Source organism: Pseudomonas sp. WPR_5_2, from assembly GCF_003634475.1.
In the GTDB taxonomy this organism is placed as follows: domain Bacteria; phylum Pseudomonadota; class Gammaproteobacteria; order Pseudomonadales; family Pseudomonadaceae; genus Aquipseudomonas; species Aquipseudomonas izuensis.
In genome coordinates this window covers 133,384-147,541 of sequence record NZ_RBLA01000004.1, presented here as the reverse complement: position 1 = coordinate 147,541, position 14,158 = coordinate 133,384, and the positions used below count along the sequence as shown (strand labels likewise).

Sequence of the window (14,158 nt, the reverse complement as noted above, 5' to 3'; positions counted from 1 at the left end):
TCTGGGGTCGAAGGTGAGGTTGAGCGGCGCGTATTCTGCCCTGTATCGGTGCCGAGTCGTTAGTCGGGTTTTTGCTCGACCCACTTTGGCGGTACGGTCGGTTGCCAGCTATCGAGGGCGTCGAGCAGCGTCTGTGGCGATTCGCTCATTTGCAGCATGTCACGGTGTGCCCCGCGAACGAAGCCTTCGCCGACGATGTGATCGAGAAAACCGGTGAGTTTGCTGTAGAAACCGTTCACTTCCAACAATCCCAGCGGTTTGCCGTGGTAGCCCAATTGGCCCCAGGTCCAGACTTCAAACAGTTCTTCCAGCGTGCCCAAGCCGCCGGGCAGGGCGATGAAGGCATCGCTGAGTTCGGCCATCCGCGCCTTGCGTGCATGCATGCCGTCGACCACTTCCAGGCGAGTCAGGCCGCTGTGGCCGATTTCCTTGTCCTTGAGGCTTTGCGGAATGATGCCGATCACTTCACCGCCGGCTGCCAGGGCGGCGTCGGCCACGATGCCCATCAGGCCTACGGCACCGCCGCCATAGACCAGCGTCAACTTGCGCTCGGCCAATGCCCGGCCGAGGGCCACGGCTGCTTCGCGATAAGCCGGGTGGGTGCCGGTGCTGGCACCACAAAATACACATACGGATGCTAAAGACATGCCTTCCTCCATGGTCGATCAGGACCACAGAGTAAAGGCAGGCGCGCAACGCTCCAAGGGCTAAACTTCCCGCTTGGACGTTTCGTACGTACCACTGGCGCCGCAGGCATAGGCGGCAAGCAAGCTGCACAACAGGCTATTGAGGGACATGTCAGACGCTCCATTAAGTAATGATGGATCGATCATAGGCCCGGGCCAGACGCTTGGCTGGTAGATTGTTTCGATCAGTGTCATAGCCCAAAAGTTGTATACAATTTTTGATTCAAGTCATATGAACTTGCGAAGTTTTCAGGCAGTCTTCTGTCCATTCGCATTTTTCACTAACCCTGCCTTGGAGATTCACCATGTTTGCCAAACTTGTTGCGGTATCCCTGTTGACGCTGGCCAGCAGCCAATTGATGGCTGCGGAGTGCAAAGTCACCGTTGACTCCACAGACCAAATGTCCTTCAACACCAAGGCCATTGAAATCGACAAGAGCTGCAAGACGTTCACCGTCGAACTGACCCACTCCGGCAGCTTGCCGAAGAACGTCATGGGCCATAACTGGGTGCTGAGCAAAGAAGCCGACATGCAGCCAATCGCCACCGACGGCCTGAGTGCCGGTATCGACAAGAACTACTTGAAAGAAGGCGATGCTCGCATCATCGCGCACACCAAGGTCATCGGCGCCAACGAAACCGACTCGGTGACCTTCGATGTGTCGAAGCTTGATGCTGCCGAGAAATATGGCTTCTTCTGCTCGTTCCCGGGCCACATCTCGATGATGAAAGGCACTGTGACCCTGAAGTAAGCAGGCTCACCGCGTTATCGTTCTTCGCGAGCAGGCTCGCTCCCACAGGTTTAGCGCCGTCAATGTGGGAGCGAGCCTGCTCGCGAAGGGGCCATCAGCATCAATGAATGCAATGGTCAAAGAAAAGCCCGCTGAGAATCACTCCTCAGCGGGCTTTTTTCATTCGCTCACGCCTCAAGGCGTAAACGGCATCACACGTTTGTGGTGGGTCTTGTTGTACGTGTTGCAAATGATCTTGAACGCTTCCTCTCGCACCGGGTTGCCGTGCAGGAAGGCGTCGATCTCGGCGTAGGTGACGCCGTGGGACGCTTCGTCCGGTTTGCCGGGAGACAGGTCTTCAAGGTCGGCGGTCGGGACTTTTTCCACCAGCGATTCCGGCGCGCCGAAACTGCGGGCAATGGCGCGGACCTGGTTTTTCACCAGGCCGCTGAGCGGTGCCAGGTCGCAAGCGCCATCACCGAACTTGGTGAAGAAACCCATCACCGCTTCAGCGGCGTGGTCGGTGCCGATCACCAGCCCGTGGGCCGCACCGGCGATGGTGTACTGGGCGACCATGCGCATCCGCGCCTTGGTGTTGCCGAGCACGAAATCCACCGAGACCGCATGCTTGCCTTCGAACGCCGCCACTTCGTTGGCCAGCGACTTGACCGCCGGACCGATATTCACCGTGTGACGTTCGTCCGGCTTGATGAAATCCACCGACGCCTGGGCATCGTGTTCATCGAACTGGGTCTCGTACGGCAGGCGCACAGCGATGAATTTGTAGCTGTCGTCACCCGTGCGCTCACGCAGTTCGCGCATGGCACGCTGGGCCAGCAGGCCGGCGGTCAGGGAATCGACGCCACCGCTGATGCCCAGCACCAGGGTCTTGAACCCGGAATTGACCAGGCAGTCCTGAATGAAGGTAATCCGCCGGGCGACCTCTGCCTCGAGGGCGGCCTCATCGGCAAACGGCGGTTGGACCTTGAGCTGCTCAGCAATCTCACGCTGTACGGCTTGCATGAATTTACTCCTTGCCAGGTTGGCTTGATGGGGCAGGTACTTGGAAAACGTGTCGCAAATAGGCGACGAAATTCGGGTCTTTGCAGTGAGTCTTGCCAGGCTCGTCGGAGATCTTCGCCACCGGCGCACCGTTGCAGGCGGTCATTTTAAGCACGATGCTCATCGGTTCGACACCCGGAATGTCACAGGTCAGGTTGGTGCCGATGCCGAAACTCACATTGATCCGACCCCGCAACGCCCGGAATATTTCCAGGGCTTTGGGCAGGGTCAGGCTGTCAGAGAAGGTCAGCGTCTTGCTCATCGGATCGATGCCGAGCTTGTGATAGTGCGCGATGGCTTTTTCCGCCCACAGCACTGGATCACCGGAGTCATGGCGCAGACCGTCGAAGAGCTTGGCGAAAAACAGGTCGAAATCGCCGAGGAAGGCATCGATGGTGATGCAATCGGTCAGGGCGATTCCCAGCAGGCCGCGATATTCGCGGACCCAGCAGTCGAGGGCGGCGATCTGGCTGTCGATCAGCCGTGGACCGAGTTGCTGATGAGCCATGATCCACTCGTGGGCCATGGTGCCCAGCGGTTTCATGTCCAGTTCCCGGGACAGGTGCACGTTGCTGGTGCCGACGAAGCGCCCGGGGAAATCGTGCTTGAGCACGTTCACCACTTCTTCCTGCACGCGGTACGAGAAACGACGGCGGGTACCAAAATCGGCGACCTGCAACTCTGATAGTTCGTCGGCCGAGGCGTTGGCAGTCAGCCAGTCAAACTTGCGATACAGCTGTTCGCGGGCCTGTTCCAGGACGATTTCCCGGTAGCGATAGCGGTTACGCACTTCGCTGACGATCGCCAGTATCGGCACTTCGAACAGGATCACGTGCAACCAGGGGCCCCGCAGGCGGATAAACAAATCACCGTTTTCGATGCCGGTGTGGATGTAGCGCAGGTTGAAGCGGAACAGCCCGAGAAAGCGCAGGAAGTCCGGCTTCAGGAAGGTGATGCGCTCCAGAAAGCTCAACTGGTCCGCACTCAGGCTCAACTCGGCCAGGCGCTCGATCTGGAAACGGATCTCCGCCAGGTACGGACGCAAATCCTCGCTGTTGCGGCAACGAAACTCCCATTCGACTTCCACGTTCGGGTAGTTGTGCAGCACCGCCTGCATCATCGTCAGTTTGTAGAAGTCGGTGTCGAGCAGGTTCTGCACGATGCGATCGGCAAACACACTCTCGCTCATAACGGGAATCTCCGGCGTTGCAGCGGTATTGATCAATGGCGCTAGTGGCGCATATCAGGGACAGGGATTACCAGCATTTTTTAGACTACACCGGGCCTCTGTAGGAGCTGGCTTGCCAGCGAAGGCGTCAGGCCAGTCAACCTGGATGTTGAATGTGCTGGCCTATTCGCTGGCAAGCCAGCTCCTACAGAGCGAAGGTACCCATCAGGTCGCTGCAGGGCTGTCGACCTGCTCCAGCATCCACTTCACAAAATCCCGCACTTTTGGCACTTCCGCCGAATGCTCAGGGTACGCCAGGTAATACGCATCGGTGCTGGGCATTGCATGCTGCCAGGGAATGACCAGCTTGCCGTCCGCCAATTCCTCTTCCACCAGAAACCGTGGCAGCAACGCCACGCCACAGCCGACTTGCGCGGCGCGGATGCACATATAGAAGGTTTCGAAGCGCGGTCCGTGGTAGCTGTGTTCGGTGTGGTAGCCCTGGTTGTCGAACCAGTCATGCCAGGCCTGGGGACGGGAGGCGTTTTGCAACAGGACCAGGTCGGTGAGTTGCGTAGGGTCGGTGAAGGGTTCGGCGGGCAGGCTGCCGGGGGCGCAGACCGGTACCAGCTCCTCACCGAACAGCTTCAGGCATTCCGTGCCGGGACGTGAGCCCTGGCCGAAGTAGAACGCCAGGTCACTGCGACCTTGCAGCAGATCATCGGCTTCCTGCTCGCTGCACAGGTCCAGATGAATTGACGGATGGCGCAGGCGCCAGCCTTTTAGCCGTGGTACCAGCCAGCGCGCGCCGAAAGTCGGAGGCGTGGAGACGCGCAGGACTTCTGTTTCGCCGCCGTAGGAACGCAGGTAATGGGTCGACATCTCGACCTGCGTGAGGATTTTTCGTACCTCGACCAGGTATAGATCGCCCGCCGGTGTCATTTGCAGGCGTCGGCGTACCCGGCGAAACAATAGATGCTGTAACAGCTCTTCGAGTTGCGCGACCTGTTTGCTGACAGCACTCTGGGTCAGGTTCAACTCTTCGGCAGCCCGGGTGAAGCTCAGATGCCGGGTCACGGCTTCGAAACACTGCAAGGCAGCGATCGATGGCAAATAGCGTTTGTTCAGCATGGGCGGTCCTTTGTTCTTGTCTCTTTATTGCCAGCAATGCACAGCATGAATAAACGGAATGATATCTCTCTTAAAGGTCGTTTGTTGAGTAACCTCCGGGGCGCTAAAACTACAGGTCTGATCAGCCGTGATCACGCGGCTGCACACGTACCGTTTTTTGCTTGAGGAGTGACCCATGGTTGCCGCATTGCTTGATCGTCTTGGTGTGAACCCGGCCCTGTACCAGAACGGCAAAGTGCCAGTGCATTCGCCCATCGACGGCAGTCGCATCGCCGCCGTGAACTGGGAAGGTGCCGCTGAAGTCGAGCAGCACATCAGTCGCGCAGATCATGCGTTCGAACTGTGGCGCAAGGTTCCGGCGCCGCGCCGTGGCGAGCTGGTGCGTCAACTGGGCGATATCCTGCGTGAATACAAGGCCGACCTCGGCGAGCTGGTGTCCTGGGAAGCCGGCAAGATCACCCAGGAAGGCTTGGGTGAAGTTCAGGAAATGATCGACATCTGCGATTTCGCCGTCGGCCTGTCCCGCCAGTTGTACGGTTTGACCATCGCCTCCGAGCGCCCTGGCCACCACATGCGTGAAACCTGGCACCCGCTGGGCGTCGTCGGCGTGATCAGTGCCTTCAACTTCCCGGTGGCGGTCTGGGCCTGGAACGCCACGCTGGCGCTGGTTTGCGGCAACCCGGTGATCTGGAAACCGTCGGAAAAAACCCCGCTGACCGCACTGGCCTGCCAGGCGCTGTTTGATCGCGTGCTGAAAAACTTCAGTGATGCACCCGCACACCTGAGCCAGGTGATCATTGGCGGCCGCGATGCCGGCGAAGCCCTGGTCGATGACCCGCGTGTCGCACTGGTCAGCGCCACCGGCAGCACCCGCATGGGCCGCGAAGTGGCGCCGAAAATCGCTGCACGTTTCGCCCGCAGCATCCTGGAACTGGGCGGCAACAACGCGATGATCCTCGGCCCAAGCGCCGACCTGGACATGGCCGTTCGCGCCATCCTGTTCAGCGCCGTCGGTACCGCCGGTCAGCGTTGCACCACATTGCGTCGCCTGATTGCCCACGAATCGGTCAAGGAAGAAATCGTCACCCGCCTGAAAGCCGCGTACTCAAAAGTGCGTATCGGCCATCCGCTGGAAGGCAACCTGGTCGGCCCGCTGATCGACAAGCAAAGCTTCGACAACATGCAGGATGCGCTGGAGCAGGCGTTGAGCGAAGGCGGCCGGGTGTTTGGCGGTGAGCGTCAGTTGCAAGACAAATTCCCTAACGCTTACTACGTTTCGCCGGCCATCGTCGAAATGCCGGAGCAGAGCGATGTGGTCTGCCACGAAACCTTCGCGCCGATCCTCTACGTGGTGGGTTACAGCGATTTCAACGAAGCGCTGCGGTTGAACAACGCTGTGCCGCAAGGCTTGTCGTCCTGCATCTTCACCACCGACGTGCGCGAGGCCGAGCAGTTCATGTCGGCTGTAGGTAGCGATTGCGGCATTGCCAACGTCAACATCGGCCCAAGCGGTGCCGAAATCGGTGGCGCGTTCGGTGGCGAAAAAGAAACCGGCGGCGGTCGCGAGTCCGGCTCCGACGCATGGCGCGGTTACATGCGCCGTCAGACCAATACCGTGAACTACTCGCTGGAATTGCCGTTGGCCCAGGGTATTACGTTTGACTGATATTTCAGGCAAGCAGTGATCCCTGTGGGAGCGAGCCTGCTCGCGAATGCAATCTGTCAGCCGACATCAATAATGGCTGATATACCGCTTTCGCGAGCAGGCTCGCTCCCACAATGATTTGTGTGGGTTGGTTAGGTTTCTGATTGGAGTCTGGCAATGCCGTTACGCGAAGAATGTCTATGGGAAAAACTGACACCGCAAAGGCCCGACCATTCGGCGCTCAACGGTGAGGTGAAGGCGGATGTCTGCGTGATCGGCGCCGGTTTTACCGGGCTGTCGGCGGCGGTGCATCTGCTGGAGCAGGGCAAGACAGTGTGTGTGCTGGAGGCCCATCGCGCCGGTCATGGCGGTTCCGGACGTAACGTCGGGCTGGTCAACGCCGGTATGTGGATTGCGCCCGACGAAATCGAGGCCGGTTTTGGCGAGGCGGTCGGCAGTCAGCTCAACCGCATGCTGGGCGCGGCGCCAGCGCTGGTGTTCAGCCTGGTCGACAAATACAACATCGATTGTCAGCTGCGTCGCGAAGGCACGTTGCACATGGCGCACAACGCCCGTGGCGAAGCCGATCTGCGCAGTCGTGAAGAACAATGGAAGCGTCGCGGCGCGCCAGTGGAGCTGCTGACCGGGCAAGCTTGCGAGCAAGCGACAGGCACCAAAAAGATCGCTGCTGCGCTGCTCGATCGGCGTGCCGGTACCCTCAACCCGATGGCCTACACCACGGGGTTGGCGAAAGCGGCCATCGGTCTGGGTGGTCAGTTGTTCGACCATTCCCCGGTCACCCGACTTGAGCGTCAGGGCTCGCGCTGGTCAGTGCAGACTGCCCAGGGTTCGGTGCTTGCCGAGCAAGTGGTGATCGCCTCCAACGCTTACACCGAGGGTGACTGGACCGAGTTACGGCGCAATTTCTTCCCCGGTTATTACTATCAAGTGGCTTCAGTACCGCTGACCGAAGAGGCCGCCCGGCAAATCCTGCCCGGTGGCCAGGGCTCCTGGGACACCCGCCAGGTGCTCAGCAGTATCCGTCGGGATAAAGACGGTCGCCTGCTGCTCGGCAGTTTGGGCAACGGCAATCAGAAACCGGCCTGGTTCCTCAAGGCCTGGGCCGATCGCGTGCAGCAGCATTATTTCCCCTACCTGAAACCCGTGGAGTGGGAGTGCACCTGGACCGGGCGCATCGCGTTTACGCCCGACCATTTGATGCGCCTGTTCGAACCGGCGCCCGGAATAGTGGCAGTCACCGGTTACAACGGTCGGGGCGTGACCACGGGGACGGTGGTCGGCAAGGCCTTTGCCGATTACCTGTGTAACGGAAATCCTCAAGCGCTACCCATTCCGTTCGCCCCCATGCAGCCATTGGCCGGTGTGGGCCTTCGCAGTTGCCTGTATGAGGCGGGATTCTCGCTGTATCACGCAGGCCAGTGCTTGCGGATCGTGATCTGATTGTTGAAATTTGTTGCTGGGAGCGGCGCTTTTTCGCGCAGCGACTAGCCTGTGATGGTGCGGGTTGTAGCAGTCCCGCACCAGCAGTGTGCAGTTAGGTGACGCACGTTGTTACAGGCTGGTTGCACACCGTTTGGTGCCGCGGTTGCAATGATGGCGCAGGAGGGTTGCGCCTCGAAAAATAAATGGTTTCACCTTCCGCGGTTTAGACGGTTGCACACCCAATGAAAATGGGACCGAAACAGTCGAAATAAGAATAAAGCAGCGACTTTTTTAAGAATAAAAAACCGATGGCACGGCCCTTGCTCTGAGCATTCAGTGAAGTCGCAGTGCCAATTAAAAAAAAACCTTGGAGCACCACCTCATGTCCCAGACGTTTTACAAAAAAGGCTTTTTGGCCCTCGCAGTGGCAACTGCGTTGGGTGTTTCTGCGTTTGCTCAGGCTGACATCAAGATCGGCGTAGCGGGTCCAATGACGGGCGCCAACGCAGCATTTGGCGAGCAGTACATGAAGGGTGCACAGGCAGCGGCCGATGCGGTCAACGCATCGGGCGGCGTGAACGGGGAAAAAATCGTGCTGGTCAAGGGCGACGACGCCTGCGAACCGAAACAGGCTGTGACGGTCGCCAAGGACCTGACCAACCAGAAAGTCGCTGGCGTGGTCGGTCACTTCTGCTCCTCGTCGACCATCCCGGCCTCCGAGATCTACGACGAAGCGGGCATCATCGCCATCACCCCGGGCTCCACCAACCCGGCCGTTACCGAGCGTGGCCTGAGCGCCATGTTCCGTATGTGCGGTCGTGACGACCAGCAGGGCATCGTGGCCGGCGACTACATCGTCGACGTGCTCAAGGGCAAGAAGGTTGTCGTGCTGCACGACAAGGACACCTACGGCCAAGGCCTGGCTGACGCCACCAAGGCCCAGCTGGAAAAACGCGGCGTGAAGCCGGTGCTGTACGAAGGCCTGACCCGCGGCGAGAAAGATTTCAGCGCCGTTGTCACCAAGATCCGTGCGGCCGGTGCCGACGTGGTCTACTTCGGCGGCCTGCATCCGGAAGCCGGTCCACTGGTTAAACAACTGCGTACCGAAGGCCTGAAAGACGTGAAATTCATGTCCGACGACGGCATCGTGACCGACGAACTGGTGACCACCGCTGGCGGCCCGCAATACGTCGACGGCGTACTGATGACCTTCGGCGCCGACCCACGCCTGCTGCCAGACAGCAAGACCGTGGTAGACGCTTTCCGCAAGGCCGGCACCGAGCCTGAAGGCTACACCCTGTACGCTTACGCTTCGGTCCAGACCCTGGCTGCCGCCTTCAATGGCGCCAAGTCCAACAAGGGCGAAGACGCTGCTGCGTGGCTGAAGAAGAACCCGGTCAAAACCGTCATGGGCGAGAAGACCTGGGACAGCAAGGGCGACCTGAAAATCTCCGACTACGTGGTTTACCAGTGGGACAAGGACGGCAAATACCACCAACTGGAAAAACAGAAGTGATTTGAGGGTGTGACCGATCTGTGGCGAGGGAGCTTGCTCCCGTTGGACTGCGTAGCAGTCCTGATGTTGGGGGCGCCGCGCGACCCGGCGGGAGCAAGCTCCCTCGCCACACAGTTTGTGTTCGCCGTTAACTGACTGGCATTGGCCAGAAGGCACGTCTGTCTTTTCTCGTAGAGCTGCACACAACCGCATGGTGCCGGCGGCTGAACCCCGGTCCGACGCCAGCGGCTTCTGTGCAGTCTCTCAAATGCGTGAGATTGCGTTATGGATGGTATTTTCCTGCAGCAACTGGTCAATGGCCTGACCCTCGGGTCGGTCTATGGCCTGATCGCCATCGGCTACACAATGGTCTATGGCATCATCGGCATGATCAACTTCGCCCACGGCGAGGTTTACATGATTTCCGCTTACCTCGCGGCAATCAGTCTGGCTCTGCTGGCTTACTTCGGTATTGAATCCTTCCCTCTGCTGATGCTCGGCACCCTGATCTTCACCATCGTCGTCACGGCGGTGTACGGTTGGGTCATCGAGCGCGTCGCCTACAAACCCCTGCGTAACTCCACCCGGCTGGCTCCGCTGATCAGCGCCATCGGTATCTCGCTGATCCTGCAAAACTATGCACAGATCGCCCAGGGTGCCCGCCAACAGGGTGTTCCGACACTGTTGACCGGTGCATGGCGCGTTGACGTAGGCACTGGCTTCGTTCAGCTCACCTACACCAAGATCTTCATTCTGGTCGCAGCGTTCGTCGGGATGGGCCTGCTGACCTACGTCATCAAGTACACCAAGCTCGGCCGCATGTGCCGTGCGACCCAGCAAGACCGCAAGATGGCCTCGATCCTCGGGATCAACACCGACCGCGTGATCTCCTACGTGTTCATCATCGGTGCAGCCATGGCGGCGCTGGCCGGCGTGCTGATCACGATGAACTACGGCACGTTCGACTTCTACGCAGGCTTCGTCATCGGCATCAAGGCCTTCACTGCCGCGGTACTTGGCGGGATCGGTTCTTTACCTGGCGCCATGCTCGGCGGGATCATCCTCGGGATTTCCGAGTCGCTGTTCTCCGGCCTGGTGAACTCGGACTACAAAGACGTCTTCAGCTTCTCGCTGCTGGTTCTCGTTCTGGTCTTTCGGCCTCAAGGCCTGCTCGGCCGTCCTCTTGTGTCGAAGGTGTAAGCGATGTCTTCAACCACTAAAAAAACCATTGATCTCAAAAAAAGTCTGGTTGATGCGATTCTTGCCGGCCTCATCGCCCTGATCGTGTTCGGGCCGATTGTCGGCATCGTGCTCGATGGCTACGGCTTCAACCTGGAAACCAAGCGGGTGGCATGGATTGTTGCCATCGTCATGGCCGGCCGCTTTGCCTTGAGCACATTCCTGCAAACCCCAAAGGGCTTGAAAATCCTAGAAGGATTTGAAACCACCGGCTCCGGAGTGCATGTACTGGCGCCCGATTACAAATCACGTTTGCGCTGGATCATCCCGTTGATGATCGTCATCGCCGTGGTGTTTCCGTTCTTCTCCAACTCCTATCTGCTGGGCGTGGTCATCCTCGGGCTGATCTACGTGCTGCTGGGGCTTGGCCTGAACATCGTGGTCGGCCTGGCCGGTCTGCTCGACCTTGGCTATGTGGCGTTCTATGCCATTGGTGCCTACGGTCTGGCGCTCGGTTATCAGTACCTGGGACTGGGGTTCTGGACGGTGCTGCCGCTGGCGGCGATTACCGCGGGCCTGGCAGGTTGCATCCTTGGCTTCCCGGTGCTGCGCCTGCACGGCGACTACCTGGCGATCGTGACCCTGGGCTTCGGTGAAATCATCCGTCTGATCCTCAATAACTGGCTGTCCCTGACCGGCGGCCCGAACGGCATGCCGGCGCCGTTGCCGACCTTCTTCGGCCTCGAGTTCGGCAAGCGTGCGAAAGATGGCGGCGTGCCGTTCCATGAGTTCTTCGGCATTGCCTACAACCCCGACGTGAAGTACTACTTCATCTACACGGTGTTGTTCCTGGTGGTTCTGGCCGTGCTGTACATCAAGCATCGCTTGACCCGCATGCCGGTCGGTCGTGCCTGGGAAGCCTTGCGTGAAGATGAAATCGCTTGCCGCTCGATGGGTCTGAACCACGTGCTGGTCAAGCTCTCGGCGTTCACCATCGGTGCTTCGACAGCGGGTCTGGCCGGTGTGTTCTTCGCCACCTACCAGGGTTTCGTCAACCCGACCTCGTTCACCTTCTTTGAATCGGCCTTGATCCTTGCCATCGTGGTACTTGGCGGCATGGGCTCGACCATCGGCGTGGTGATCGCGGCCTTCGTACTGACAGTGGCTCCGGAATTGCTGCGTGGCTTTGCCGAATACCGCGTCCTGCTGTTCGGCATCCTGATGGTGTTGATGATGATTTGGCGACCGCGCGGCCTGATTCGGATCAGCCGTACCGGTGTGACCCCGCGTAAAGGAGTAGCGCCATGAGCGAAGTCGTACTCAGTGTCGAAAAACTGATGATGCACTTCGGCGGCATCAAGGCCTTGAGCGATGTCAGCCTGAAGGTCAAGCGCAACTCGATCTTCGCCCTGATCGGCCCCAATGGCGCCGGCAAGACCACGGTGTTCAACTGCCTGACCGGCTTCTACAAGGCCTCTGGCGGCAAGATCGAACTCAACGTGCGCGGCCAGCAAACCAACGTCATCAAGTTGTTGGGCGAATCGTTCAAGCCGACCGATTTCGTCTCGCCGAAAGCCTTTGCCAGTCGGTTGTTCTACAAGGCATTCGGCGGCACCCATCTGGTGAACCGTGCCGGGTTGGCGCGGACATTCCAGAACATTCGCCTGTTCAAGGAAATGTCGGTGCTGGAAAACCTGCTGGTGGCCCAGCACATGTGGGTCAACCGCAGCATGCTGGCCGGCATTCTCAACACCAAGGGTTATCGCAAGGCTGAAAGCGATGCCCTGGACCATGCGTTCTACTGGCTGGAAGTGGTGGACCTGGTGGATTGTGCCAACCGTCTGGCCGGTGAACTGTCCTACGGCCAGCAACGTCGCCTGGAGATTGCCCGGGCCATGTGCACGCGCCCGCAGATCATCTGCCTCGACGAACCGGCCGCCGGCCTCAACCCTCAGGAAACCGAAGCGCTGAGCGCGATGATCCGGCTGCTGCGCGACGAGCACGATCTGACCGTGGTGCTGATCGAACACGACATGGGCATGGTAATGAGTATTTCCGACCACATCGTGGTGCTGGACCACGGCATCGTCATCGCCGAGGGCGGTCCCGATGACATCCGCCACGACCCGAAAGTGATTGCCGCGTACCTGGGCGCCGACGAAGAGGAGGTGGTATGAGTAAATCCATCCTCGAACTCAAGGCGCTGGACGTGTTTTACGGGCCGATCCAGGCCCTGAAGAAAGTCTCGCTGCACATCAACGAAGGTGAAACCGTCAGCCTCATCGGCTCCAACGGCGCCGGCAAGTCGACCCTGTTGATGTCGATCTTCGGTCAGCCCCGGGCGGCGGACGGGCAGATCCTCTACCAGGGTGTGGACATCACCCACAAATCGTCGCACTACATCGCGTCCAACGGCATCGCGCAGTCGCCGGAAGGGCGGCGGGTGTTCCCTGACATGACCGTCGAGGAAAACCTGCTGATGGGCACCATTCCGATCGGCGACAAATACGCCAAGGAAGACATGCAGCGCATGTTCGAGCTGTTCCCGCGGCTCGAAGAGCGGCGCAACCAGCGGGCCATGACCATGTCCGGTGGCGAGCAGCAAATGCTCGCCATCGCCCGGGCGTTGATGAGCCGGCCGAAGCTGCTGTTGCTCGACGAGCCGAGCCTGGGCCTGGCCCCGATCGTGGTGAAGCAGATCTTCGCCACCCTGCGGGAACTGGCCAAGACCGGTATGACCATCTTCCTGGTAGAGCAGAACGCCAACCACGCCCTGAGGCTGTCGGACCGGGCGTACGTGATGGTTAACGGCGAGATCCGCATGAGCGGCACAGGCAAGGAGTTACTGGTCAACGAAGATGTGCGTAACGCCTATCTCGGCGGGCACTGAGTTTTCGTTGTTATGCACAAGCCCCGGCGCGAAAGCTCCGGGGCTTTTTTATATCTCCAGTACACCGCCAAACCCTGTGGGAGCGGGCTTGCCCGCGATGAGGCCGGCACTATCAACATTAGTGCTGAATCTTAAATCGCCATCGCTGGCAAGCCAGCTCCCACAGGTTCGGTTGCAGCATTCGATGAAATTGTGGAAAACAATATTCCCAAGCTCCGTAACCGCGACATAAAGCCGCTGCAAATAGTTGTTTTGTCACGGTTTTGACTTGTCCCCGTTTACTGTGGAACTGGCTGTGAATAACGTGGGTGTAGCTGGCTGAGAGCCTTTGAATTCGTGGCTTTCAGCGCTGTGGTTGTTTTTTGCTCAGGTGTTTTTGCAAGGCCTCTGGGTGGCTTTGTCAACTTTTTTCTTGATGACGAAAGTGCGCCGGATCGGGGTATGCAAGCCTGTGGATAAGTCTGTGATTAAACTCTGGAAAGACTCGGCTGAAGGCCGTAGTTACTGGCTTGCGGCCATCGTCGAGTTGACTGCCTGGTCGAGAAATTGGCCATGGGCTACACGGCGGGCCTGTGAGGGTCAAGCGAAAAAGTTTTCAAATCCCTCGCAAAGCCTTGTGGAGAGCGGCTTGCAGCATTTCGACTTGCCCCCGGAATGTGTGGATGGGGCTGTGGATAAGGTGCGTGCACATGGCTGCAGGTCACGGTGCGTAAGGCATTGCCAGGATT

12 protein-coding genes are annotated in these 14,158 nt (G+C 59.1%); 8 read left to right on the top strand and 4 right to left on the bottom strand.

Annotated features, from left to right (window positions below; genetic code table 11):
- Positions 1-59: 59 nt before the first annotated feature.
- Positions 60-647: a TIGR00730 family Rossman fold protein gene (locus tag BJ917_RS16360; RefSeq protein ID WP_096513684.1), complete on the bottom strand. Its 588-nt coding sequence runs from the start codon at positions 645-647 to the stop codon at positions 60-62.
- 344 nt (positions 648-991) lie between these two features.
- Between BJ917_RS16360 and azu the strand changes: the two genes are divergently transcribed.
- Positions 992-1,438 carry an azurin gene (gene azu, locus BJ917_RS16355; protein ID WP_096513683.1) on the top strand — a complete coding sequence of 149 codons (447 nt, stop codon included), beginning with the start codon at positions 992-994 and terminating at the stop codon, positions 1,436-1,438.
- A 174-nt stretch (positions 1,439-1,612) separates the two neighbouring features.
- On the opposite strand, the gene nadE is transcribed toward azu, so the two are convergent.
- From nadE to BJ917_RS16340, 3 genes are all read right to left on the bottom strand, one after another.
- Entirely contained in the window at positions 1,613-2,440 is an 828-nt protein-coding gene (gene nadE, locus BJ917_RS16350; protein ID WP_121103854.1) for an ammonia-dependent NAD(+) synthetase, read from the bottom strand.
- Between the two features lie 4 nt (positions 2,441-2,444).
- Positions 2,445-3,668 (bottom strand): nicotinate phosphoribosyltransferase, encoded by a 1,224-nt coding sequence (gene pncB / locus BJ917_RS16345; protein WP_096513681.1) that lies wholly within the window; start codon positions 3,666-3,668, stop codon positions 2,445-2,447.
- Positions 3,669-3,872: 204 nt separating this feature from the next.
- Positions 3,873-4,778 carry a LysR family transcriptional regulator gene (locus BJ917_RS16340; RefSeq protein WP_096513680.1) on the bottom strand — a complete coding sequence of 302 codons (906 nt, stop codon included), beginning with the start codon at positions 4,776-4,778 and terminating at the stop codon, positions 3,873-3,875.
- Positions 4,779-4,953: 175 nt separating this feature from the next.
- Here BJ917_RS16340 and BJ917_RS16335 point away from each other — a divergent pair, with 175 nt between their 5' ends.
- The 7 genes from BJ917_RS16335 (at position 4,954) to BJ917_RS16305 (ending at position 13,430) form a co-directional block, all read left to right on the top strand.
- On the top strand, positions 4,954-6,444 hold the full coding sequence (locus tag BJ917_RS16335; RefSeq protein WP_096513679.1) for an aldehyde dehydrogenase family protein: 1,491 nt from the start codon (positions 4,954-4,956) through the stop codon (positions 6,442-6,444).
- A 156-nt stretch (positions 6,445-6,600) separates the two neighbouring features.
- Complete coding sequence (locus tag BJ917_RS16330; protein ID WP_121103853.1) at positions 6,601-7,884, top strand: FAD-binding oxidoreductase; 1,284 nt, start codon at positions 6,601-6,603, stop codon at positions 7,882-7,884.
- A gap of 364 nt (positions 7,885-8,248) precedes the next feature.
- A complete protein-coding gene (locus BJ917_RS16325) occupies positions 8,249-9,382 on the top strand; it encodes an ABC transporter substrate-binding protein (RefSeq protein WP_096513677.1) in 1,134 nt (377 codons plus the stop codon).
- Between the two features lie 264 nt (positions 9,383-9,646).
- Positions 9,647-10,561, top strand: coding sequence for a branched-chain amino acid ABC transporter permease LivH (locus tag BJ917_RS16320; RefSeq protein WP_096513676.1), 915 nt, complete (start codon positions 9,647-9,649; stop codon positions 10,559-10,561).
- A 3-nt stretch (positions 10,562-10,564) separates the two neighbouring features.
- On the top strand, positions 10,565-11,848 hold the full coding sequence (gene livM / locus BJ917_RS16315; protein WP_096513675.1) for a high-affinity branched-chain amino acid ABC transporter permease LivM: 1,284 nt from the start codon (positions 10,565-10,567) through the stop codon (positions 11,846-11,848).
- The gene (locus tag BJ917_RS16310; protein WP_096513674.1) at positions 11,845-12,717 is read left to right on the top strand and encodes an ABC transporter ATP-binding protein; all 873 of its coding nucleotides are present in this window, start codon (positions 11,845-11,847) and stop codon (positions 12,715-12,717) included. The genes livM and BJ917_RS16310 overlap by 4 nt, the downstream gene beginning before the upstream one ends.
- A complete protein-coding gene (locus tag BJ917_RS16305; protein ID WP_096513673.1) occupies positions 12,714-13,430 on the top strand; it encodes an ABC transporter ATP-binding protein in 717 nt (238 codons plus the stop codon). The genes BJ917_RS16310 and BJ917_RS16305 overlap by 4 nt, the downstream gene beginning before the upstream one ends.
- Positions 13,431-14,158: the final 728 nt, after the last annotated feature.